Consider the following 22,467-nt stretch of genomic DNA (forward strand, 5'->3'; position numbering starts at 1 on the left):
AAGAGGAGAAGCGATTCTCCTCTTTCGGATTTGGAGGGGGAGTGACCTATGAAAAGAAAGTCGCGGGGCGCATTTTTATTTCTGTCGCCTTCTGTCTTGCTGCTGCTGATATTCTTTATCGTACCGATTATTCTAACGATTTGCTTTGCCTTTACCAATATGGCCTTGACGGGGAGTGCCGCCCGTAACCTGCAATTCATCGGGTTCCAGAATTTCACCAACATGTTCCAGGACCCGGATTTCCGGATCAGCGTCTTAAGAACCTTGGTCTTCCTGATTTTCTCAGCGGTAATCGGCCAGGTCGTGCTCGGCTTCATTTTAGCCTTGTTAATGAAGGAGAAGAATGTAACCTTCCGCCGGATCATCGGCATTATTGTCATTGCGGGCTGGGTTACACCGGAGATCGTAGTCGCCTTCTGTATGGTTGCGTTCTTCAGTGATAACGGGTCCCTCAATCAGATCATCGGCTGGTTTGGCATTAGCCCGGTCTCCTGGCTGTTCAGCTTCCCGATGGTGAGTGTAATCATTGCGAACATCTGGCACGGGACCGCTTTTTCGATGATGGTCTATCAATCGGCACTGGATGAGATTCCTAAGGATATCGAGGAAGCCGCCACTATCGACGGGGCAAGCAACTTCAAAATTCTAAGCTACATCACCATCCCAATGGTTAAAGGTTCGATTGTCACCAACATGATGCTCGTAACGCTACAGACGCTGGGCGTATTCACACTGATCTATACCATGACCGGAGGGGGCCCGGGTACGGCCACTCAGACCTTGCCGGTATTTATGTACAATCAGGCCTTCGTCAATTATCAATTCGGATACGGTACCGCAATTTCACTCGTGCTGCTGGTGATCGGTATTGTTGCAAGCTTGTTCTACATGAAATCAATGAAAGTCAAGGTCTAACCCTGAAGGAGGTGCATCACTGTGGTCAAGCATAGGCTTCAACGTAATATACAATACGGCATTCTGGTGGTTCTGGGACTCTGCTTCCTACTGCCGTTATTCTGGATTCTGCTCGCTTCGTTTGATACAAATGCCCAGCAGGGTATAAGGTTCCCCAATTTCACGCTGGATAACTTCTCGGCAGTGCTCGGAGACAGCGGCAATCTGCGCTCGTTCGGCGTGGGTGTCATTCTCTCCGGAGGTCAGGCGACACTGGTCGTCCTTGCATCCGTACTGGCTGCCTATCCCTTATCCCGTTATGAGATGCGTTTCAAAAAAAGCTTTCTGCTCAGCATCCTGTTCATGACGGCGCTGCCGATTACGGCTGTCATGGTTCCGGTATTTCAAATGTTCCTGTTCTTCAAATTACAGAATTCAATCTTCGCTACCATGCTCTTCCTCACTTCATCTTCCCTTCCGTATGGCATCTGGATGATGAAGAGCTTCATGGACTCCGTGCCGATCGACCTGGAGGAAGCGGCCTGGATTGACGGCGCCTCTGTCTGGGGCGGACTCCGAAGAATCGTGGCCCCGCTTATGCTTCCGGGTATCGCGACGATAGCGATCTTTACCTTCTCGGGCAGCTGGGGGAACTTCTTCGTACCGTATATTCTGCTCCAGACGCCGGAGAAGCTGCCGGCATCCGTTACCATCTATCAATTCTTCGGCAGCCACGGCATGGTCGAATACGGCAGACTCGCTGCCTTCTCACTGCTCTACACGATGCCTTCCGTAGTGCTGTATATGTTCTCCCAGCGGTATATGTCCAAGGGGTTCAGCATGGGCGGAGCAACCAAAGGATAATGGAGGGTTACCGATATGGCTAACAACCTAGATAACAACATCGCTAATAAAAAAACAGCGCATATCATCTCGCACACCCACTGGGACCGCGAATGGTATATGCCTTATGAACATCACCATCTGTTGTTGATTGAACTGATGGATAAGCTGCTGGATACGCTGGATCAAGACCCGGAGTACCGTTATTTCCACCTGGACGGACAGACGATTATCCGCGAGGATTATCTGCAGGTCCGTCCGGAGCAGAGAGAACGGCTGGACCGCTATATCCGTGAAGGACGCATTCATTTCGGTCCGTGGTACGTGCTCCAGGACGAGTTCCTGACCAGCGGGGAGGCGAATCTGCGCAATCTGCTGATCGGGCATATGGACGCCAGACCCTTCGGGATCATCTCCAAAACCGGCTATTTCCCTGACTCCTTCGGCAACATGGGCCAGGCACCGCAGATTCTCCGGCAGGCCGGAATTACGAATGCCATCTTCGGACGCGGCGTGAAGCCGACAGGATTCAACAATGAAGTCAGCGAGAACGATACCTACGAGTCTCCTTATTCCGAGATGATCTGGCGTTCGCCGGACAGCTCGGAGGTGCTGGGCGTGCTGTTCGCCAACTGGTACTGCAACGGGATGGAGGTTCCGGCCGATCCGGTGGCCGCCAAGGCTTATTGGGACAAGAATCTCGCAGACGCCGAGAAGTTCGCTTCTACGCCGCATCTGCTGTTCATGAACGGCTGCGATCACCAGCCAATTCAGACCGATCTGTCCGAGGCGATCCGCACAGCTTCAGGCCTGTATCCTGATGTGGAGTTCGTGCATTCCAATTTCGACAAGTATCTGAAGGCGCTGGAAGACAATCTTCCCGGCAATCTGGTGACGGTGGAAGGGGAGCTGCGCAGCCAGCATACGGATGGATGGGGAACACTGGTCAACACGGCGTCCTCGCGGGTGTATCTGAAGCAATTGAACCAATCCGGTCAGACTTTGCTGGAAAAGGTGGCTGAGCCATTGGCGGCGTTCGCTGCGCTGGCCGGGGTACAGGCCTATCCGCATGCGCTGCTGACCTATGCATGGAAGACGCTCATGCAGAATCATCCGCATGACAGCATCTGCGGGTGCAGCGTGGATGAGGTGCACCGCGAGATGGTGACCCGGTTCGCCAAGAGCAGCCAGATGGCTGAGGCGATTGCCACCCAGAGCGCGGCTGCATTAACTGAAGCCATTGATGTGGCCGGAGTCACGGCCTGGGGAGCGGAAGCGGTTCCGTTCACCGTATTTAATACCAGCGGCTGGTCTAGAACCGGAACGGTTACGGTGGAGCTGATTACAGTCAAGAAATATTTCCCTGAGGGGCCCAATCCGCAGACTCTGGCCAGAGAGCTTGCACAGGAGCCGCTTGGTGAATGGCAGATTATGGACGAAGAGGGCAAAGTCTATCCGGGCCGGCTTGAGGATCTCGGAGTCCACTTCGGCTACGAGCTGCCCAAGGACCGCTTCCGCCAGCCTTATATGGCGCGTAAGGTCCGGGTGAGCTTCCCGGCAGCGGATGTGGCAGCGCTTGGGTACCGTACGTATGCATTGGTTCCCGCGGCCGCTGCCGCCGGAGCGGAAGCAGCCGAGTTGGATAGTGTGTATGTCCAGGGTCACACCATGGAGAATGCCAAGCTGATCGTTGCGGTTGCAGATAACGGTACTGTGACTGTTACAGACAAGCAATCAGGTGCGGTGTATGCCGGATTGAATGCATATGAGAATACCGGGGACATCGGCAATGAGTATGTGTACCGCCAGCCGGAAGGCAGCGAGGTGCTGACCACCGAAGGCTTGACGGCTGAGATTTCAATCGAGGAGCAGTCCCCGTCGCGTGTGGTGATGCAGACGGTGCTGCGCTGGGAGGTTCCGGCCAGTGCAGACGAGACTTTCCTTACCGAGAAGCAGCAGATGGTACCGTTCACGGAGCGCAATGCCGGGCGTTCGGAGCAGATGGTTTCGCTTGTACTGACAACCCATTACACGCTGGAAGCCGGAAGCGGAATGCTGCAGGTAAGCACCAGCTTCAACAATCAGGCCAAGGACCAGCGGCTTAGAGCCTTGTTCCCTTCAGGACTCGAAGCGGATCACCACTATGCGGACTCCGTCTTCGAGGTGGCCAGACGTAATAACCGGCCAGCGGCAGAATGGATCAATCCGAGCAACGCCCAGCATCAGCAGGTATTCGTCAGTGTTGCAGACGGAGTCCATGGACTTGCCGTGGCGAACAAAGGCCTGAATGAATACGAGGTTCTGCTGGACGGGAAGAACACGATTGCCGTGACCCTGCTGCGTTCCTCCTCTGAGCTGGGAGACTGGGGCGTGTTCGAGACGCCGGAGGCCCAGTGCCTGGGCGAGCAGAACGTAGAATATGCAATCATCCCTTACACTGGTGACGGCGCTGTATCCGGTGCTTATGCCCAGGCTTACCAATACCAGATTCCATGGACGGTCCTTCAGACCCAAGGCCCGGCTGCACGCGTACCGGCCGTCAATGGACGTCCGCATGCAGGCGGAATGGCTCTGCCGGTATCCGGGCAGTGGCTAAGCTGGAATGCCGAAGCTTCCCCGTTGGCCTTCTCCACCCTGAAGCTATCCGAGGAGACGGGCGATCTCGTGGCCCGCTGGTACAATCTGGGCGCAGAAGCAGCCGAGCTTAAAGTTACCCCTTCCTTCAAGGCCGGGGCGGTCTACGAGAGTGATGTGCTGGAGCGCCGGGTCTCGAAGCTGGCAGCAGCGGAGCAGACCGTGGACGGCTTCAAGATCGTCACGCAGGTGTACCAGTTGGAGAAATAGGCTATACAGCATAAATTGCATAGAAACCGAAGATAAGCGGTGCAACCTGCAAGCTCATTCAGGAATGAGCCTTGGGTTTGTCCCGCTTTTTTTTGATGCTCTTAAGCGGACACTCTGAAGATTTAGCGGATTTGGCGGATACAGATATCCAGTCCAATCCCACCCGCTGCGAATACAATAACGTATATCAATGGGGACAGGGGGAGCGTAGATGATGGTATGGAACAGCAGCAGACCTGTGTTTGAGACGGATGAGCGGGGGACGCATCTGAATACCGCTTGGGAAGGGCATCGCAGATTCGGCTACGACTTGGTCCGACATATGAAGTCTGGCAAGATCGTAGAATTGGGGACGTATTACGGCGCTTCTCACTTCGCCTTCTGTCAGGCAGTCAAGGATCATGGGCTTGCAACGGAATGTTACGCAGTCGATACGTGGTTAGGCGACCAGCATTCGGGACTGTACGATGAATCCTGTTACCAGTCCGTGTTATCCTCATCGGGCACCTATTACCCCGGGATCTCTCATCTGCTGCGCATGACCTTCGACGAGGCATTGCTTCAATTTGCAGACCGAAGCATCGACTTGCTGCATATTGACGGTCTTCACACCTATGAGGCGGTCAAGCATGATTATGAGTCCTGGCTGCCGAAGCTGGCGGAATGCGGCGTTATTTTGTTCCATGATATTGCAGCTATGCAAGAAGACTTCGGCGTATACCGCTACTGGGAAAGTCTGCAGATGCAGTACTACGCAGTACAATTCGAGCATAGCTACGGACTTGGCATTCTGATGCCCAAGGGCTGCACCCCGGTAACCTTGCACATGCACGCTAACTGGAATGTAATCAAGCCGCTGTATCCTTAACCCCGCTGCTAGTCTGCCAGCATCCCCAGAATCGTCTGCACCACCAGCTCCGGCTGGTCATGAATGACCATATGGCCGCTCTTCTCCGCGATTATTAGCTCGCTATGGGAGGAGAGGCTCAGCATATTGCGCTGGCCCTCCTGCCAGATCGCTTCCAGCCGCCGGCCTGCATCTTCGGAGACTCCGAAGGATGCATAGTCCTGAGGTAGGCCACGAGCGATCACCTTGACCGGGAGGGAGCCGAAGCTCTGTCCGCGGATGGCATCCTCGGTAGAGCTGGCGAGCGCTGCTTCCTGCTCCTTGGCGGCAAAATAACTTGGCGTGGATATAACGTTAATGAACGCCCCGCGGTCCTGTGAAGCAACCAGTCCCGCAAGTAGCTGATCCTGGAATAGCCGCAGCACACCGGATCGCTTGAGCAGGCTCAGCAGGGAAGCGCTGGGGTTGCCGGCAATATTCTCGGCGGCCTGAACCGGCTTCGTCTCGCGGTCGTCATTCTCGGGTCTGGCATCAATCAGCACCAGTCCGGTTACTTCGTCCGGGTAGGTCTGAGTGAACAGCCGGGCATACATGCCGCCGAGAGAGTGGCCGACCATCAAGTAAGGGCCGGGAATCTCTGCATTCTTCAGTGCCGTATGCAGCTCACGCACGATATTGGCGCCTGAGCGTTCCGTATCCGCCTGCTCGCTCCAGGCATACCCGGCCCTATCGTAAGTGACAACGGTTGCGTGTTCAGCTAACAGTTCAGGAATTTCTCTCCACGACAGGCTGGTTTCGCCGCTGCCTGCCTCCAGAATAATAGTCGGGGCTCCTGCTCCTAACAGGCGAATGTGCAGGTTATAGCCGCCGGCATCCACTAGTCGGCCCGGTGCAGGATAGCTTTTACGGGCGGAGCTTGCGGCAATGGCTTCATATAGGAACCCAGATCCTATGAGAAATAGGATGGCAGATACAAGAATAAGCAGTAGCTTAAGCAGCCTGCTTCGCAGTTTCGGCGCAGCAGGTTTCGGATGACTTGAAGAGTTGGTCATGGCGATAGGTTCGTCTCCTTTTTACAATACAATTGTATTATTTAAAAATAGTATAACAGCCTGTCCCGCAATGAAGCAATGTCCTAAAAAATGAAAAAAAACCGTCTCCACAGCCGGATCTGCCGGACTAGCCGTTTAAATCCCCCTCCATAAGGGTAAAGTACAAACAAATAAAACCGGAAGAGAAAGGCGGTAAGCTTATGCTGTGGGGATTAATCGGACTGGTAGTGGTGGTATGGCTGTTAGGCCTCATCTTTAATTTCATGGGCAATATGATTCATCTGCTGCTGTTTGTCGCAGCGGTCCTGTTCGTGATCAACCTGTTCAAGGGGCGGTCGCGGAGATAAAGGGAAATGAGCGGATAGGAATAGGCAGTGAAGCATGTGTCCCTGTGAAGGAGGCATGTGCTTTTTTTATGTGCCGTCTGGACACCCATTGCCCGGTTGCCTATAATTAATGAAAATGAATGAAAATATACACGGAGGAGATTCAATGCGCAAACCGATCATCGCCGTCGATATGGATGATACCATCTGCCATCTCGTGAAGCGTGCGATATACCACAATAACATTGAGTTTCCTACACATCCGCTTCGCTACGAAGATATGATGGATTGGAACACGGACCATCTGCGTCATCCGGACAGCACCATGGATCTGTTCTTCGGCAGACCGGGCCTCTACGAGGAGCTTGAGCTGTTCGACGAATATGTGGTGGAAGAGATGGAGAAGCTGCACAACGCCTATGACGTTATTATTGTAACGGCCGCTGTCCCGAAGACGGTGCTGGAGAAATGGAACTGGCTGCAAAAGCATATGCCGTATATCCCGGCCGACAATTTCTTCACCTGCAAGCGGAAGCATCTGATCGGCTACGATCTGCTGATTGATGACGGCCCGCATAACCTGCTGCCCGCCGTTCAGGCAGGGAAGAAGGTGCTCTGTATTCCGCATCCGTGGAACCTGAGGGTACGGGAGCAATACTCTTTTCCGCTGATGACCTCCTGGGAGGGTGCCAAGGAACGGGTGGATGAGATTTTGCAGGCGTAGGATGAACCTGAACTTGAATAACTGCCTGAAGATAAGCCTCGCTGCTGCGGGCTTATTGTGCTATGTCCGGGAGGCCTGTCTGCCGCCTGTCCTGCCATAAATCCGCTGTCGAACATTATCAGAATTTGCGGTATGATGAATATATCATTGCGTTTTTTGCTCCAAGGAGGATTGCGGGTTTGTATATTAGGTTGAAGCGCACGCTTCGTCAAAGTCAAAAGCTGAGTCTGACCACGCTGCTCACAGTTCTGGTAACGCTGGTGGTTCTGCTAACTTCGAGTATTCTTCTGCTCGGTTCGTATGAGTCCAAGAAGCGGTCCTTAATGGAGACCACGCTTCATCTGAATTACCTTAATGCTGACCGGATGTCCAAAACGATGGATTCCTTATTTCAGTCTATGCACGGGACTTTGGAATACAACGCTATCAGGCTGTCTGACATAGACGCTATGCCGCCGCAGGAAGTGAATGATTCCCTGGATCTGATGCGCAGCAGCAGCAATTTTTTCAATTCCATCACCATGGTTGACGCCAGCGGACTCATCCGCAATGTCTCACCTGCCAGCTTAGGGACCGCAGGCAAGCACGTCAGCTCAACGAATAGCAAGGAAGCATTAGCACTCCGCAAGCCTTATATTTCTTCCCCTTATTTGACGGCCAATACCAAGCGGTTAATCGTATTTTTGAGCCAGCCCATCTTCGATGCTGCGGGTACCTATGCTGGAATTCTTAGCGGCACTATCTATCTTCAGGAGAATAATGTGCTGTCTGAGATTTTTGACAATGGGCAGGAGGATGATTCGGGGGCTTATTATTATATTGTGGATTCAGAAGGGCATCTGGTGTATCACCCGGATAAAGCGCGGATCGGCACAGATGTCAGCAGTAATGAGGTTGTGCAGCAGCTGATGAATAAGAGAAGCGGGGAACAGCCTGTCACGAGCATCCGGGGCATCGAGATGCTGGCCGGTTATTCCAGTGTGCCTGCCAATGGCTGGGGCATTGTGGTCGTCTCCCCGATTAGCCAGATTCATAAGGAGCTGATGGGGCATGTTCGTATCCTGATCGGCTATTCCTCCTTGCCGTTCATCGTCCTGCTGCTGGGGGTTATTCTGCTGGCACGCAAGTTCGCGCGCCCCTTCGTCTATCTGGCTGATGTGGTGAGCAAGATGGGCAAGGAGCAGATAGAATTGCAGGAAGCGAAGCGCTATTGGAGCCGGGAGGCGTATTTACTGACAGACGGCGTATCGCTTGCCCTGGCCAATATCCAGCAGCAGACCGAGCAGTTGACCTATGAAGCCGAGACGGATGTGCTGACCGGTCTGATGAACCGCAGGTCTCTGGAGAATACGATCAGCCAGCGGATGAGCTCAGGTGTCCCCTTTTCACTGGTGCTGCTGGATATTGATAAGTTCAAGCTGGTCAATGACACGTACGGCCATAATCTGGGCGATGAAGTTCTGAAGCATGTCGTCCGGGTCATTGTAACCTCGCTTCGCCCGGATGATGCCTGTTACCGCTATGGCGGGGAGGAATTCGTTATTCTGCTGGCCCGGACTACGCCTGCGGAGGCCTTTAGCGCTGCGGAGCGAATCCGTCTTGCTGTCGAGCGGAGCCAGGCGCCAATTGCGGAGCAGCTTACGATTTCACAGGGAATTGCCCACTATCCATCGCATGCCGCCGACCTTACGGGACTGCTTGTGAAGGCGGATCAGGCCTTGTATCTGGCGAAAAGCAGAGGGCGCAACCAGTCGGTGATTACGGAGTCTTAGCCGAATTACTTTAAATTGTGATAATCGCGCTTTGAGTGCTTTTGCGTTATAATCGAGAAAAATTTCCTGAAGGTGGAGTATTGTGAGAATTGGTACAAAAAGATTACGCCTTCAGACCACCATCACCCTGATGATCTGCCTGATCGTTGTGCTCGTGCTGCTGATTGTGTATATGATGTTCGGCATCAGATTCTCCGAAGAGGCCCGGGCTTCTCTGGAGAACAAGGCCATCACGATTGCCCGCACGGTCTCCCGCACGCCGGGGGTGGTCGACGGGCTGCTTGCAGAGTCCGATTCCGGCAGCATCCAGCGTTATGCAACCGATATTAGCGCCATCAATGACGTTCAATTCGTGGTGGTGATGGATATGGGCGGCATTCGCCGTTCCCATCCCGATCCTAAGCTGATCGGCAAGCACTTTATGGGCGGGGATGAGACGGATGCGTTGCACGGCAAGGAGACTATATCCGTCGCTGAGGGCTCGCTCGGTTATTCTGTGAGAGCGTTCTCACCGGTCTTTGCCGCTGACGGCAAGCAGGTTGGAGCAGTAGCTGTAGGCATATCGCTGGGCAGCGTCCGTTCCGCCGTACAGCAGAACCGCTGGATTATCTACTCGGGCATCCTGGTCGGCGGACTGATGGGGATATTCGGTGCCATCCTGCTCGCCCGCAAAATCAAGCGGATGATGTTCGGCATGGAGCCGGGAGAAATCGCCAAATTGCTGGAGGAGCGCAGTGCCATGCTGCAATCGACCAAGGAGGGGATTCTGGCCGTCGATAAGGAATCGCGGATTACCCTGGTGAACGCTGAGGCCCGGAGGCTGATGGGCAGTGTAGGCTTGAACCAGGAACCGGTAGGCAAGCAGGCCGGGCAGTTCTGGCCGCTGCTGCGGATGGAGAAGGTGCTGCAGACCGGAGAAGCCTTGCAGGATAAGGAAGTGGACCAGAGCGGCATCACGCTGCTGGTGAATGTGGTTCCGGTCCGGGTGAACGGAATCATCGAAGGGGCGATTGCCACGTTCCGGGACAAGACCGAGATCAGTATTCTGATGGAGCGGCTTTCCGGTATCTCCCTGTACGCCGAAGCGCTGCGTGCCCAGACCCATGAGTTCATGAACAAACTCCATGTCATCATGGGGCTGAATACTATGCGCAGATACGACCGGCTGGAGGAATATCTCACGGATATTGTGCAAAATATCCAGACAGAGGCGGACTCGGTGGTCCGGCAGGTCAAAGACCCGGTGATGGTCGGCTTCCTGCTCGGCAAGCTCAGCAGAATCAGGGAGGCCGATGTGCGGCTGGTAATCCGGGATGATGGTATGCTGCCTGAAGCAGCGGATCACCAGGTGGCGCGGGAGCTGGTGACGATTACGGGCAACCTGCTGGACAATGCGCTGGAGGCACTCCAAGGCGCGGACAATAAGCAGATCGAGATTGGATTCCGGCATAAGGACCACCAGCTTACTCTCCAGGTTAGTGATAACGGGACGGGCATATCGGCGGAGGATGGAGTCCACCTGTTTGAACAGGGCTATTCGACCAAAGGCGGCGACCGGGGCGTAGGGCTGTATCTGGTGCGGCGAAGTATAGTCAAGCTGGGCGGAACGATTACGTATGACAGCCGGGAAGGGGAAGGCACCGAATTCACGGTGCAGATTCCTTATAGAGCGAGGAATGATGCTAACGCATGAAGCATATGTGAATGATGACGAGTAAAGATAATTAATGAAAAGGGTGGAAAGCCCATGAAGAGTGGTGATAACCATTATGATCAAAGTACTTATTGTTGAAGATGATCCCATGGTGTCGGAGATGAACAAGTTTTATCTGCAGCAGGTGGAGGGCTTCCGTGCTGATGGCTGGGCCAGCTCGGCGGAAGAAGTGCTGGGTATGCTGGAGAAGCAGGCCTATGATCTGATCCTGCTGGATATCTACATGAAGGAGAGCAACGGGCTGGAGCTGCTGTCCGAGATCCGCAGAAGAGGCGTGAAGATCGATGTCATCGTGATCTCGGCGGCGAGCGATAAGGAGAGTATCCAGGAAGCGCTGCAGAACGGGGCGGTGGACTACTTGATCAAGCCGTTCGAGTTCGCAAGGCTCCGGGCCGCGCTGAACGGATACCGGGAGCAGAACAAGCTGTTCCGCAGCCAGGAGCGGTTGAACCAGTCGGAGTTGGACAGGCTGTCCCGGTTCAAGCAGGAACGGACGACCTCGCAGGAGCTGGCGAAGGGCTTCACCCGTCAGACACTCCAGACCATCTGGCGTGCCGTAGAGGCCTGCGGCAGCGAACTGTTCTCCGCCGAGGATATCTCGGCGGTATCCGGCATCTCCCGCGTCTCCGCCGGCAAATACCTGATCGGCCTGACCGAGATGGGCGTGCTGGAGATGGACCTCGTCTACGGCAGCATCGGCCGTCCGGTGCAGAAATACCGGCTCGCTCCGAATGGTAAGAGTTTGATTACTAAGTATATTTGAGTACAACTAACTAACTTTGGAGCTCCTGCCGCGTACCTGCGGCGGAGCTTTTTGAGTTGCACAGACAGCGGAAGTAGGCTGGGAGCTTTTAAGCCCCGCCGAAAGTCGGCGATAGGCGCAAATGAGGAGCACAAATGCACCTGAATTAGCCAAAGGTCGGCGTTAAGCGCAAATGAAGAGCACTAGTGCACCTGAAGTAACCTGGCTCCGTCTGAAGCTCCCTAATACTAACTAATGTTACCTGCCTCCCTCTGATACTACCTGTATTTTTCTGACCTACCCGACTCGACCTACGCCCTTTCCAGCACCTATAATCAAATTCGATCAAGTAGAGTGCTCTACCAATCCCCTGTCCCCAGCCTCTTTCTGATAGCGCTTACTTTAATAATTTACAAAACCCCTTTATTACTTTCATAAAAACAAAAGCGCTTTCAAAGCAGCTATGATGAATTTGTAAAAGAGTTAAGGAGGTAAGGTTAACATGCAAAAAGCAATTCAACCCCCACTTTCGGTACCGGAACAGCAGCCTGTTGTACTGAAGCAAGGAGAACAGGGTTTTGTCCAGAAGCTTCTGCACTTAAAGGTAGGCGTTATTCCGCTCCCATTGTATGTGGTATTTGCACTCATTATTTTTGCGGCTTCTGTGCTTGGTGAACTGCCAAACGACATGATCGGCGGCTTTGCAGTAATTATTGTCCTGGGGGTGCTGCTCAGTGATCTGGGTTTCAAGCTTCCGATTCTGAAAAATATCGGCGGTCCCGCGATCCTCTCCCTAATGATCCCATCGTTCCTGGTCTTCTGGAATGTGCTTGATCCTTCGGTGCTCGAATCGGTCAACACGCTGATGAAGACATCGAACTTCCTCTACCTGTACATCTCGATTCTGGTAGCCGGAAGTATTACCGGGATGAACCGGACCACGCTGATTAACGGCTTCATCCGCATCTTCATCCCGATGATGGCCGGAACTCTCGCCGCAGTGGCTGCGGGTCTGGGCGTAGGTGTACTGCTAGGCTATAGCGCACACCGGACGCTGTTCTATATTATCGTGCCTATTATCGGCGGCGGTGTTGGTGAAGGGATTCTCCCGCTGTCCATCGCGTTCTCGCAGATCCTTGGCGGGGAATCCGGCTCCTATGTGGCCCAGATGATTCCGGCAGCGGTGATCGGCAACGTGTTTGCGATTATCGGAGCGGGCCTGCTCAAGCGGATGGCTGACAAAAATCCGTCCATCACCGGGAACGGTGTCCTGGTGAAATCGAAGGACGGCCAGAAGCTGGCGGGCAGCACGTATGACAGCGCGAAGCCGGACTTCCTGCTGATGGGCGCGGGCCTGCTGTTCGCCTGCGGGTTGTTCATCACCGGACATCTGCTGTCGCCGTTCGTCGGCATTCCGGGTCCGATCCTGATGATCTTCGCAGCGGCACTACTCAAGATTTCCAAGCTGCTCCCGTCCAAAATCGAGCAGGGCGCTTATCAGCTCTACAAGCTGGTCTCTGGTACTTTAACCTGGCCGCTCATGGTCGGCCTCGGGATGCTGTACATTCCGCTGAAGGATGTCGCGGCCCTGATCTCGCTTCCTTATATTATTGTCTGCGCTACCGTTATCGTGGCGATGACGATCACCGGCTATTTTACCGGCAAATGGGTCAATATGTATCCGGTCGAAGCGGCCATTGTTACCGGCTGCCGCGGCGGCCTTGGCGGAACAGGCGATGTAGCCATTCTGTCTGCCTCGGGACGCATGGAGCTGATGCCGTTCGCACAGATCTCCACCCGTATCGGCGGTGCGATTACAGTAGTTGTGGCCACGCTGCTCATCTCTGTATGGGGCGGTTAATCAGAGTGCTCAATCCGCAGAAGAGAAGCCTGAATCACATGAAATCGTATCCAATCGTGTCTAAATCGTGGACAATTTTCAGGTGTCAGCTTTTATCTTGCCAATCCGATAATTATCGCGGAGAATGACTAAGGGAGTATATGAAATGCAGAGTTGACGGGCCTGCATACGGGTCTGGTAAGGTTCCCGGTGCAGGAGGATCCGATATATATAGAAAGATCTGAGAATAGATGCAAGCAAACGGTTAACCAGTTGAATGGAGGAGTTAATATGGAACTATTAGAAGAAATTATGCTGCTGCATAAAGGCGGTAAGCTTGAAACTACCCTGAAGCATCCGATTCTATGCAAAGACGACCTGTCCAAAGTCTACACGCCGGGTGTGGCGAAGGTCTGTCAGGCGATTGCCGACGATCAGTCCCAGGCTTATGAGCTAACCACGAAGAAGAATACCGTCGCTGTTATATCCGATGGTACGGCTGTACTGGGGCTTGGCGATATCGGGCCGAAGGCGGCCATGCCGGTCATGGAAGGTAAGGCAGCGCTGTTCAAGCAGTTCGCAGATGTCGACGCCGTGCCGATTTGCCTGGACACCAAGAATACCGAAGAGATTATTGCGATTGTAAAAGCACTTGCCCCAACGTTCGGCGGCATTAACCTGGAGGACATTTCCTCTCCGCGCTGCTTCGAGATTGAAGCCAGACTGAGAGCCGAGCTGGACATTCCGGTCTTCCATGATGATCAGCATGGGACGGCGATTGTGGTTACTGCGGGACTACTGAACGCGCTTAAGGTATGCGGCAAGAATATCAAGGATGTCAAAATCGTGGTGAACGGCATCGGCGCGGCAGGCATCTCCGTCTCCAAAATGCTGCTGCATGCCGGAGCGGTCAACCTCATCGGCGTGGACCGGGAGGGCGCGATTAACCGGCTGGCGGATTATGAGCGCAGCCATTGGAGCGATTACGCCCAGATTACGAACCCTTATCTTGAAACCGGAAGTCTGTCCGATGTGATCAAAGGCGCGGATGTCTTCATCGGAGTCTCTGCACCGGATGTGTTGAAGCTGGAAGATGTGCTGAACATGGCCACCGATCCGATTGTGTTCGCCATGGCGAACCCGATGCCGGAGATTGATCCCGCGATTGCTGCGCCGCATGTAAGAGTCATGGCGACCGGCCGTTCCGACTATCCGAACCAGATTAACAATGTACTGTGCTTCCCTGGGATATTCAGAGGCGCGCTGGATTGTGAAGCTACGGATATCAATGAAGACATGAAGCTGGCGGCTGCAGAGGCGATCTCCTCAGTGATTGACCCGTCTGAGCTGCATGAGAAATATATTATCCCGGACGCCTTCGATCCGCGGGTAGTAGAGAGAATCCGCATGGCTGTAGCCGAAGCGGCAGCTAAGAGCGGCGTAGCCCGCAAGAACCTGCTGGTCGGCATTAACTGATACGCATATTAATGAAGATACACCAAAAGGCAAGCTCGTCAGATGAGCTTGCCTTTTTCTTTGCAAGCTGGAGGTGTTGCTCAGGAAGTGTGCTGCTGTAGGGGAGAGAGACGCTTGGCGCTGGTTATGATTGCGGAATTTGGGGTAATGAACGGGAGATTCTGGGCCGGATACGGGAGTTCCGGCTGTACATAAATATGAACCTGGAGGGAACGAGATGAGTGAGCAAGAAGTGGAAGCCATCGGCTGGGATGCGATAGAGGAACAGATGACAGGACTATACGGACAACAGGAGCCGAAGCATTATGCTGCAATGCTGCCGTATAGCCTGGGGGGCAATGACCCGCTGAACGGAATTAGCGCCTATGCAGCCGAGCAGCCATACCCGCATTGGCATTTCGTAACCTTCGGCTTCTCCGAGCTGTTTGAGAAGGAGTCTGAAGACCTTGAATACAGCGGCTACGGCTTTGAGCTGACCTTCCGTCTGGCGCGTAGTGCAGGTGAGGAGGAGCCTCCAGCCTGGGCGATTAATCTGCTGCAGAACATGGCCAGATATGTATTCTCCAGCGGCAATATCTTTGCTTCCGGTCATCATCTGGATGCCAATGGCCCGATTTGCCTGGGGGCTGATACCCGGCTGACGGCACTGGCGTTCACCGATGACCCGGAGCTTCCGGCTGTAGATACGCCGAACGGCCGTGTGGAATTCCTGCAGATGGTAGGAATCACAGCGGACGAGCTGGAAGCGATGATGTCCTGGAATACCAACGCCTTCCTGGAGGCCAGTCAGGAGGTGCTCCCTCTCTATATCACCGATCTTGCCCGGGATTCGCTGCTCCGGCTACCTGTCATCCAGGAAGCGGTACGTCAGGGCATTGAGCGTGACGGATCACAGACGGGCATTCTATATGTAGATGAACTGGATTATGAGCCGGGCAAAAGCCGCCTGCTCGGCACAGCACCTGCTGTCCTGACCATAGGAGCAAGGCAGGCACCGACTATAGCCAAGCTGCTGCGCGGCCGTCTGCTGAAGGGGAAGCCGCTGACACTGAACAGCAAGCAGCGGCAGGTGATGCTGGAGCTGAAACCCGTTAACGGGACTGTGATCAACGAGGATTTTGTCCGCATCGGCTTGACGGAAGCGGCGGTCCTGGAGCTGGAGGAGAAGCTCCAGCCCAAGGAAGGGGAGCTCCGGCTGTCTGCCGCCAAAGAATTGAAGGTGCAGATCCGCAAGACCTACATCAAAGACCAGGAAGGTAATGTGGTCGAAACTATTGGCTAACCGCGCGGACGGCAGCTTTCTTTTTGGCAAATAGATACCCGTCTATCCCAGAGCCGTTTCATGAGGAAATTAAACATAGCCGTATTCCGGCCTGAAGACCAAATCTTTAGCTTATCTTTAGACTTGGTTTAGTCTGAATTAAGAATCCCCGGCTATATTTAAGTGAACAAGAAACGCTGCTTAAAATAACGGAACGGGAGTCCACTATGGCCAAATTGAATTTGTTTATCCGCATTTGTATTGCCGTGCTGCTGGTGCTGGGTATAATCTACGTCAGCTCACTGGTAGACTTTATTTTTACCCCTATTATCTCGCTCTTCAATGTTGTGATGGTGCCGTTAATGCTGGCCGTCTTCTTCTATTATCTGCTTCGGCCCCTGATTGACTTCCTGTCCTCGCGCAAAATGAAGCGGACGCTGGCGATCCTGCTGGTCTATCTGGTGATTGCTATTCTGCTGCTGGGCTTCACGGTAGGCGTCTGGCCTTCGCTGCAAAGTCAGCTGCTGAACCTGGTCAACAATATGCCGGGTGTGCTGAGAGCAGTGGGGGAGCAGCTTAGTAAGCTGGAGAATACTGAATTGCTGTCGGGACTGCTTCCAGAGAATATGAACCTGTCCAGCCAATTGATAGGCTATTTGAATACAGGCTTCTCGCTGGCAACGGGATATGTGACCGGGCTGTTCTCCTTTGTTTCTAATTTTGCGATTGTGCTGTTCACCTTTCCGATCCTGCTGTTCTACATGCTGAAGGAGGGCGGGAAGTTCGGCGATAAGGTAGTGAGCTTCTTCCCCAAACGGTATCACGAGGAAGGCGCCGGGGTGGTTGCCGAGATTGACAACGTGATGGGCAGCTTCATCGTCGGCAGAGTGCTGGTCAATCTGGCGCTCGGCGTGCTCATGTACATCGGGTTCCTGATCATCGGCCTGCCGTATGCGCTGCTGCTGACGCTGGTGGCGGTGCTGATGAACTTTATCCCGTTTATCGGAGCGATTCTGTCTACCGTACCGATCTTCATCATTGGTCTGATTGAGTCCCCGTCAACGGCGATCTGGTCCATTGTGGTTGTGCTCGTTGCGCAGCAGATTCAGGATAACCTGGTGGCCCCATATATCTTTGGTAAAAGCATGGATATCCACCCGCTGACTACCATCATTCTCGTCCTGGCCGGCGGCGATTTCGGCGGAATCATCGGCATCCTGGTCATTATTCCGGTCTATATGATGCTCAAAATCATCATCGTTAAGCTCTACCAGCTCTTCCTCCGCAAGCGCTGGGACGAGGAGCCGGCAGAGCCAATCGGGCCGGCAGAGCCGGTGCCCGGGGGGACGGTGTCTTCTGCGGAAGCGGGGGAGTAGGTGGAGTGAAATAAGGCAGATTAAGGGCGGATTAGCGTGTGAATGGTGTAGAGAAAGTGCGAGTTGGGTAGAGTAAGGGCGAGTAGGTTGAAGTAAGAGTGGAGTTGGGCCGGACTTGGGACAGAGTTGGAAAAAAGGCACTTATTTCGCGCGGAATGGACGGTTACGGGGGAGTAGGTGGAAAAAGTACACCTAATCTTCCAAATTATAAGGATTCGCCGAAAGTCGGCCCCAGTAAGTGTTGTTTATCCAACTAATATCAGGAAGTGTATCTCTAGCGCGAAATTAGATGTACTAAATCCACTTGCTTCTGTCAAAGGAAGATAAAGTTCTAGACTGAAAAATAAAGTGTTAGACTGACAATGTTTCATTGAGCTAACGGTCAGGTTAGTTATAAAAGAACTATACATTGATAATACAATTTGTTCCAGCTACAATCATAGAGAATATAGCTTTTTTATTGCTATGTAGTCATTTTTCCAGCTCTCCATTAAATGATGAAAGGTTGATGTCAGATGATAAATACAAAATTTTCTGCTCGCTTAATCTCTTGGAGGGCGACTATACTTTAACCCTCCTAAAAAATGGAGGATTAGTTTACTATGTCATTTAACTGGATAAACGCAGAAGAGTTTTCTTTTAACAGCTTCTTGTTAATGGACAGATGGATTGTACGCATGATATGTAACAATTATGCCGGATGCGGCGAGTATTGTGATAACTTGAGCATAGCTTTAGCATATAACCCATCAGTAGCATGGTACTTTGCACATAAAAGCCCTGAAAGCAAGCCTTCGATTGAAAAAATGATTGCAATGGCGCCCAAAAATCTTACACCTCATGAAATTCGAAAAGCAGAGGTATTTGTAATTCATGCAATGGAAACTGCGGTCGTCTATGTTTATCCCGATATTATGAACCAAAACTGCGATTATATTTACGGCTGGGATAAACAGTTACTATTTGAACTTGCAGATTTTACGGATAAGGTGGTTCTCGACCTAGGAAGCGGTACAGGGAGGCTTGCATTTGCCGCAGCAGAAAAGGCAAAAAGTGTTTATGCAAGCGAACCTACCGATATGCTAAGGGAGTACATGCGCGATAAAATCAAACGTGAGAATATTAATAATGTTGTAGTCGTAGACGGTACGATCGAGAAAATCCCTTATGAGGATAATTCCTTCGATATTGCGATGTCGGGGCATGTAGTAGGCGACAATTATGACGCTCAGATTGCTGAACTGTCCAGGGTTGTTAAAAACGGTGGTTACATTATTGATTGCATCGGGGAAGATAATAGGAAAAGGGAACCCGATGAAGAATTAATAAAAAGAGGTTTTGAGTCGCTTTATCATGTTAGTATATCTGGTGGCGATATATACAGGTATCGTAAGCTAGTTCGTAAATAAATGCGTGTCATTAATAACGTGTTAGAAGGCTCTGTATTTACTGACAGAGCCTTTTTACTTTTCCATCATTCCGAACATTATGATGTCAGATTGAACTAACCTCTATATTCCAATGCACCTACTCCCGCATCAAAAACGTCCGCGTCCGCTCCAGCTTCGGACTGCCGAAGATCTCCTCCGGTGTGCCGGATTCAGCAATGTCACCGTTGTCCATGAAGAAGACGCGGTCGGCGACATCACGGGCGAAGCTCATCTCATGGGTGACGATCATCATCGTCATGTTCTCCTCGGCCAGCTGGCGGATGACGCGCAGCACCTCGCCGGTCAATTCAGGATCAAGCGCCGAGGTCGGTTCATCGAACAGGAGAATATCCGGGCTGAGCATCATCGCTCTGGCGATGGCGACCCGCTGCTTCTGCCCGCCTGACAGCGTGGAGGGGTAGACGTCGGCTTTGTCAGCCAGGCCTACCTTAGCGAGCAGCTCCCGGCTCTTGGCCGTGATCTGCTGCACACTCTCCCGCTTCAGCGTGCGCGGGGCAAGCTCCAGGTTGTCCCGCACACTAAGATGCGGAAAAAGATTAAAATGCTGAAACACCATCCCCATACTTGAGGTGATGTCTCTAATATTCGCCGTACTGGCGTAGCGTCCGTTCTCAACCAGCGTTTTGCCGCAGATTGAGATGCTGCCCCCGGTGACCTCCTCCAGATGCACGAGACTGCGCAGAATGGTGCTTTTACCGGAACCCGAGGGTCCGATCACGGCAACGACTTCGCCGGGCTTCACGTCAAAGCTTATCTGGTTCAGCACACTGAGGCTGCCGAAGTCTTTCTTCAATTGCCGTACTTCAATCATGCTACTCATAGCCAAACAGCCCTTCTACTCAAATTTGAAACGTCTCTCCAGCAGCTTAAAGAATAGTGTCAGCACCAGTGTCATCAGCAGATAAATGACGCCCGCTACGACAAAAGGAGTGACGGTGAAATCACGGTTCACCGCCGTCTTGGCGAAATTCAGCAGCTCCGGCACCGCCACGGCATACAGCAGAGCGGTATCCTTGACCAGTGTAATGGACTCATTGGCAACCGCAGGCAGGGCCACGCGGAACATCTGAGCGAGAATAACCTTGCGCAGCGTCTGCCACCGGCTAAGCCCCAGAACCTTGGCCGCCTCATGCTGGCCTTTATCGATCGAGAGCAGCCCGCCCCGGAAAATCTCGGCGAAATAAGCGCCGTAATTGAGAATAAAGCCCAGGCTGGCCGCTACAAAACGGTCCATAACCAGATATTCCCCGATTACGGGGATCTGCGGCAGGCCGAAGCAGAAGAAGAACAATTGCAGCAGGAGCGGCGTTCCGCGCATGACGTAAATATAGGTGTGTGCGATCCAGGCCAGCGGCTTTAGCGTGCTTTTGGCCATCAGCGTGACCACCATCCCGAGCGGAATGGACAGCACGATCACGATCAGGAACAACAGCACCGTAGTCCGGGCGCCTTCCAGCATCGGTCCGGAAATTCTAATAATATAATCGATATCCATGGCTTAACCGGCTCCTAGTTCAATACTTTATTCTCTCCGAACCACTTGGTTGAGATCTCGGCGGCTGTTCCGTCATTGCTCAGTTCATCCAGCGCCTTCTGCAGCTCATCCAGCAGTGCGTCATTGCCTTTCTTAATTCCGATGCCATATTGCTCAGGGGCCAGTGATTCTTCCATCAGCTTGTACGTATCCGGTTCCTTGGCTATGTAATATCTGGCGACAACCTCATCGATGACCACCCCGTCCAGACGGCCCGACTTCAGGTCGGTCAGCGCCAGCACATTATCGGTGAATTCAGACACGCCGCTAAGCTTCGCCTTGATCGGATTCGCATCCAGGGCATCGGCGGCAGAGGAGAGGCTCTGAAGTCCAATTTCCATACCTGCCAGATCCTCAAGCTTCGCCAGCGTTGAATCCGCCAGCACAACGACCACCTGACTGTTCTCCAGATAAGGCTTTGTAAATAATACCTTGTTCTTACGCTCGTCCGTGATGGTGTATCCGTTCCAGATCATATCAATCCGTCCGCTGTTCAGCTCGGATTCCTTGGCGGACCAGTCAATCGGCTGGAAGGTAACCTCCTTGCCCATCTTCTTGACAGCCGCTCGCGCATAGTCAATATCGAAGCCGACAAGCTCATTGTCGTCATCCCGGAAGCCCATCGGGGCGAACTTGTCGTCTATGCCGATCACCAGCTTACCGTCCTTATTCCCTGAACTGGAGCATCCGGACAGCACAGCAACAGCCAGCGCCATTAATAATAGTATCCATAATCCTTGCTTCTTCATCTCTTTAATCCCCCTAGTAGATTGCGTGCCGCATCCGTTACTTTAGTTCGTTAATACGTTATCAGGCTATCATAATAGCATATCATGTGAGTTCATGTCGATAGAGTTGAGAGAGGCAGATGTGTCCAAAATAAATCAAACTCCTCCGTCCCGGAGCTGATCGTGTTCATGTGTGCTTGGCTGTCCGCTTGAACGGCCAACCGCCTCCATCCCGGCAGTGCCGGAATGAAGGCGGTTTCAGATAACAGCTATATGCGGAAAGCCCCAGCTACCGTATTTACACCAGCTTCTCTACCTTTTGCTTCAGTATTGCGTGTTGCCCGATTGGCTGGTCTTGCCTGAGGCAAAACCCTTGAACAAGGCAGGCACACTGTGGTAGCGGGTATTGGTGATTTTGGCGGCGCTGCTGCTGCTGTCTGTGCGGAAAATAGAATCCTTGACGTTCGAGATGTCAGAGCTGTCCAGAGTGAAGTTCACGGTGAACGAGGTTCCGCCGTTCTGGCGGGCCAGCTTGCCGATGTCATTTGCTTTGAAGTTCTTGATGTTGATCGTGCCTGCCGCGTTGATCTGGAACACTTTATCGTAGGCTTTGTACGCACCTCCGCCTGTAATGTTGACGGTGCCGGAGGCCTTCAGGGTCAGGGCATCCTCGCCGACATCCTGCCAGGTCACATTGGAGATGGTAGCATTCCCGTAACAGTGCACCCCGTCTGCGCCGGGAGCGCCGATAATTACATTTTTGAGTGTAGCATTCTTTTCCAGCCGGAAGATGGGCTTCTGGTTCTCTGCCTGGCTGCCGTCTCCCAGCGTACTTGGATTGGCGACAAACGTCTGGCCATTGCCGTTATACGTCTGCCCTTCCGGAACAACGATCGTCGAATTGACCACAATCGGCGATGCGGCAGATACCTCGGGGGGACTGGCAACATAGAACGAAGACAACAGTGCAACTGACAGGAGCAAGCCAACTACCTTTTTCAAAAACATTCCGCCCTTCAACTGTAGAATTAGGTCCGGCGAAC

Annotated in this window: 19 protein-coding genes; 14 read left to right on the forward strand and 5 right to left on the reverse strand. The window is 53.0% G+C overall.

From position 1 onward, the window contains the following. Window positions 1-48: 48 nt before the first annotated feature. The 4 genes from MKX42_RS10995 to MKX42_RS11010 all read left to right on the forward strand — a co-directional run bounded on the left by MKX42_RS10995 (window position 49) and on the right by MKX42_RS11010 (window position 5,449). Window positions 49-915 carry a carbohydrate ABC transporter permease gene (locus MKX42_RS10995; RefSeq protein WP_076084149.1) on the forward strand — a complete coding sequence of 289 codons (867 nt, stop codon included), beginning with the start codon at window positions 49-51 and terminating at the stop codon, window positions 913-915. A 21-nt stretch (window positions 916-936) separates the two neighbouring features. Beyond that, entirely contained in the window at window positions 937-1,758 is an 822-nt protein-coding gene (locus tag MKX42_RS11000) for a carbohydrate ABC transporter permease (protein ID WP_076084152.1), read from the forward strand. A gap of 15 nt (window positions 1,759-1,773) precedes the next feature. Continuing rightward, window positions 1,774-4,581: an alpha-mannosidase gene (locus tag MKX42_RS11005; RefSeq protein ID WP_340752530.1), complete on the forward strand. Its 2,808-nt coding sequence runs from the start codon at window positions 1,774-1,776 to the stop codon at window positions 4,579-4,581. Window positions 4,582-4,795: 214 nt separating this feature from the next. Beyond that, complete coding sequence (locus MKX42_RS11010) at window positions 4,796-5,449, forward strand: class I SAM-dependent methyltransferase (RefSeq protein ID WP_340757665.1); 654 nt, start codon at window positions 4,796-4,798, stop codon at window positions 5,447-5,449. 8 nt (window positions 5,450-5,457) lie between these two features. Here the strand turns inward: MKX42_RS11010 and MKX42_RS11015 are convergent, their stop codons facing one another. Next, window positions 5,458-6,480 (reverse strand): alpha/beta fold hydrolase, encoded by a 1,023-nt coding sequence (locus MKX42_RS11015; RefSeq protein WP_340752531.1) that lies wholly within the window; start codon window positions 6,478-6,480, stop codon window positions 5,458-5,460. 200 nt (window positions 6,481-6,680) lie between these two features. Between MKX42_RS11015 and MKX42_RS11020 the strand changes: the two genes are divergently transcribed. The 10 genes from MKX42_RS11020 to MKX42_RS11065 all read left to right on the forward strand — a co-directional run bounded on the left by MKX42_RS11020 (window position 6,681) and on the right by MKX42_RS11065 (window position 19,120). Then, complete coding sequence (locus MKX42_RS11020; protein ID WP_209871657.1) at window positions 6,681-6,827, forward strand: lmo0937 family membrane protein; 147 nt, start codon at window positions 6,681-6,683, stop codon at window positions 6,825-6,827. A 145-nt stretch (window positions 6,828-6,972) separates the two neighbouring features. Further along, window positions 6,973-7,530, forward strand: coding sequence for a 5' nucleotidase, NT5C type (locus MKX42_RS11025; protein ID WP_036699594.1), 558 nt, complete (start codon window positions 6,973-6,975; stop codon window positions 7,528-7,530). 179 nt (window positions 7,531-7,709) lie between these two features. After that, window positions 7,710-9,302, forward strand: a complete 1,593-nt coding sequence (locus MKX42_RS11030) for a diguanylate cyclase (protein WP_340752533.1) — start codon at window positions 7,710-7,712, stop codon at window positions 9,300-9,302. Between the two features lie 82 nt (window positions 9,303-9,384). Continuing rightward, window positions 9,385-10,995, forward strand: a complete 1,611-nt coding sequence (gene dcuS, locus MKX42_RS11035; protein WP_340752534.1) for a DcuS/MalK family sensor histidine kinase — start codon at window positions 9,385-9,387, stop codon at window positions 10,993-10,995. Window positions 10,996-11,071: 76 nt separating this feature from the next. Then, window positions 11,072-11,779, forward strand: a complete 708-nt coding sequence (locus MKX42_RS11040; RefSeq protein WP_340752535.1) for a response regulator — start codon at window positions 11,072-11,074, stop codon at window positions 11,777-11,779. A 481-nt stretch (window positions 11,780-12,260) separates the two neighbouring features. Further along, window positions 12,261-13,619 (forward strand): 2-hydroxycarboxylate transporter family protein, encoded by a 1,359-nt coding sequence (locus MKX42_RS11045; RefSeq protein WP_340752536.1) that lies wholly within the window; start codon window positions 12,261-12,263, stop codon window positions 13,617-13,619. A gap of 270 nt (window positions 13,620-13,889) precedes the next feature. Next, on the forward strand, window positions 13,890-15,074 hold the full coding sequence (locus MKX42_RS11050; protein ID WP_340752537.1) for an NAD(P)-dependent malic enzyme: 1,185 nt from the start codon (window positions 13,890-13,892) through the stop codon (window positions 15,072-15,074). A 217-nt stretch (window positions 15,075-15,291) separates the two neighbouring features. Further along, window positions 15,292-16,356: a suppressor of fused domain protein gene (locus MKX42_RS11055; RefSeq protein ID WP_340752538.1), complete on the forward strand. Its 1,065-nt coding sequence runs from the start codon at window positions 15,292-15,294 to the stop codon at window positions 16,354-16,356. 206 nt (window positions 16,357-16,562) lie between these two features. Beyond that, entirely contained in the window at window positions 16,563-17,711 is a 1,149-nt protein-coding gene (locus MKX42_RS11060) for an AI-2E family transporter (RefSeq protein WP_340752539.1), read from the forward strand. 602 nt (window positions 17,712-18,313) lie between these two features. Continuing rightward, window positions 18,314-19,120: a class I SAM-dependent methyltransferase gene (locus tag MKX42_RS11065; RefSeq protein WP_340752540.1), complete on the forward strand. Its 807-nt coding sequence runs from the start codon at window positions 18,314-18,316 to the stop codon at window positions 19,118-19,120. Between the two features lie 118 nt (window positions 19,121-19,238). Here MKX42_RS11065 and MKX42_RS11070 read toward each other — a convergent pair whose 3' ends face one another. From MKX42_RS11070 to MKX42_RS11085, 4 genes are all read right to left on the reverse strand, one after another. After that, a complete protein-coding gene (locus MKX42_RS11070) occupies window positions 19,239-19,982 on the reverse strand; it encodes an amino acid ABC transporter ATP-binding protein (protein ID WP_340752541.1) in 744 nt (247 codons plus the stop codon). 15 nt (window positions 19,983-19,997) lie between these two features. Continuing rightward, the gene (locus MKX42_RS11075) at window positions 19,998-20,657 is read right to left on the reverse strand and encodes an amino acid ABC transporter permease (RefSeq protein ID WP_340752542.1); all 660 of its coding nucleotides are present in this window, start codon (window positions 20,655-20,657) and stop codon (window positions 19,998-20,000) included. Between the two features lie 14 nt (window positions 20,658-20,671). After that, the gene (locus MKX42_RS11080; RefSeq protein WP_340752543.1) at window positions 20,672-21,445 is read right to left on the reverse strand and encodes an amino acid ABC transporter substrate-binding protein; all 774 of its coding nucleotides are present in this window, start codon (window positions 21,443-21,445) and stop codon (window positions 20,672-20,674) included. 303 nt (window positions 21,446-21,748) lie between these two features. Further along, the gene (locus MKX42_RS11085) at window positions 21,749-22,432 is read right to left on the reverse strand and encodes a pectate lyase (protein WP_340752544.1); all 684 of its coding nucleotides are present in this window, start codon (window positions 22,430-22,432) and stop codon (window positions 21,749-21,751) included. Window positions 22,433-22,467 lie beyond the last annotated feature (35 nt).

Origin of the sequence: Paenibacillus sp. FSL R7-0204 (assembly GCF_038002225.1) — a bacterium.
Classification (GTDB): domain Bacteria; phylum Bacillota; class Bacilli; order Paenibacillales; family Paenibacillaceae; genus Paenibacillus_AQ.

What these genes read in the sequence shown, in the direction of transcription:
- MKX42_RS11055 (WP_340752538.1), top strand. Translation starts at nt 15,292, where the DNA reads ATGAGTGAGCAAGAAGTGGAAGCCATCGGCTGGGATGCGATAGAGGAA.
- MKX42_RS11010 (WP_340757665.1), top strand. Translation starts at nt 4,796, where the DNA reads ATGGTATGGAACAGCAGCAGACCTGTGTTTGAGACGGATGAGCGGGGG.
- MKX42_RS11065 (WP_340752540.1), top strand. Translation starts at nt 18,314, where the DNA reads ATGTCATTTAACTGGATAAACGCAGAAGAGTTTTCTTTTAACAGCTTC.
- MKX42_RS10995 (WP_076084149.1), top strand. Translation starts at nt 49, where the DNA reads ATGAAAAGAAAGTCGCGGGGCGCATTTTTATTTCTGTCGCCTTCTGTC.
- MKX42_RS11075 (WP_340752542.1), bottom strand. Translation starts at nt 20,657, where the DNA reads ATGGATATCGATTATATTATTAGAATTTCCGGACCGATGCTGGAAGGC.
- MKX42_RS11025 (WP_036699594.1), top strand. Translation starts at nt 6,973, where the DNA reads ATGCGCAAACCGATCATCGCCGTCGATATGGATGATACCATCTGCCAT.
- MKX42_RS11085 (WP_340752544.1), bottom strand. Translation starts at nt 22,432, where the DNA reads ATGTTTTTGAAAAAGGTAGTTGGCTTGCTCCTGTCAGTTGCACTGTTG.
- MKX42_RS11040 (WP_340752535.1), top strand. Translation starts at nt 11,072, where the DNA reads ATGATCAAAGTACTTATTGTTGAAGATGATCCCATGGTGTCGGAGATG.
- MKX42_RS11050 (WP_340752537.1), top strand. Translation starts at nt 13,890, where the DNA reads ATGGAACTATTAGAAGAAATTATGCTGCTGCATAAAGGCGGTAAGCTT.
- MKX42_RS11045 (WP_340752536.1), top strand. Translation starts at nt 12,261, where the DNA reads ATGCAAAAAGCAATTCAACCCCCACTTTCGGTACCGGAACAGCAGCCT.
- MKX42_RS11060 (WP_340752539.1), top strand. Translation starts at nt 16,563, where the DNA reads ATGGCCAAATTGAATTTGTTTATCCGCATTTGTATTGCCGTGCTGCTG.
- MKX42_RS11070 (WP_340752541.1), bottom strand. Translation starts at nt 19,982, where the DNA reads ATGAGTAGCATGATTGAAGTACGGCAATTGAAGAAAGACTTCGGCAGC.
- MKX42_RS11080 (WP_340752543.1), bottom strand. Translation starts at nt 21,445, where the DNA reads ATGAAGAAGCAAGGATTATGGATACTATTATTAATGGCGCTGGCTGTT.
- MKX42_RS11015 (WP_340752531.1), bottom strand. Translation starts at nt 6,480, where the DNA reads ATGACCAACTCTTCAAGTCATCCGAAACCTGCTGCGCCGAAACTGCGA.
- MKX42_RS11005 (WP_340752530.1), top strand. Translation starts at nt 1,774, where the DNA reads ATGGCTAACAACCTAGATAACAACATCGCTAATAAAAAAACAGCGCAT.
- MKX42_RS11020 (WP_209871657.1), top strand. Translation starts at nt 6,681, where the DNA reads ATGCTGTGGGGATTAATCGGACTGGTAGTGGTGGTATGGCTGTTAGGC.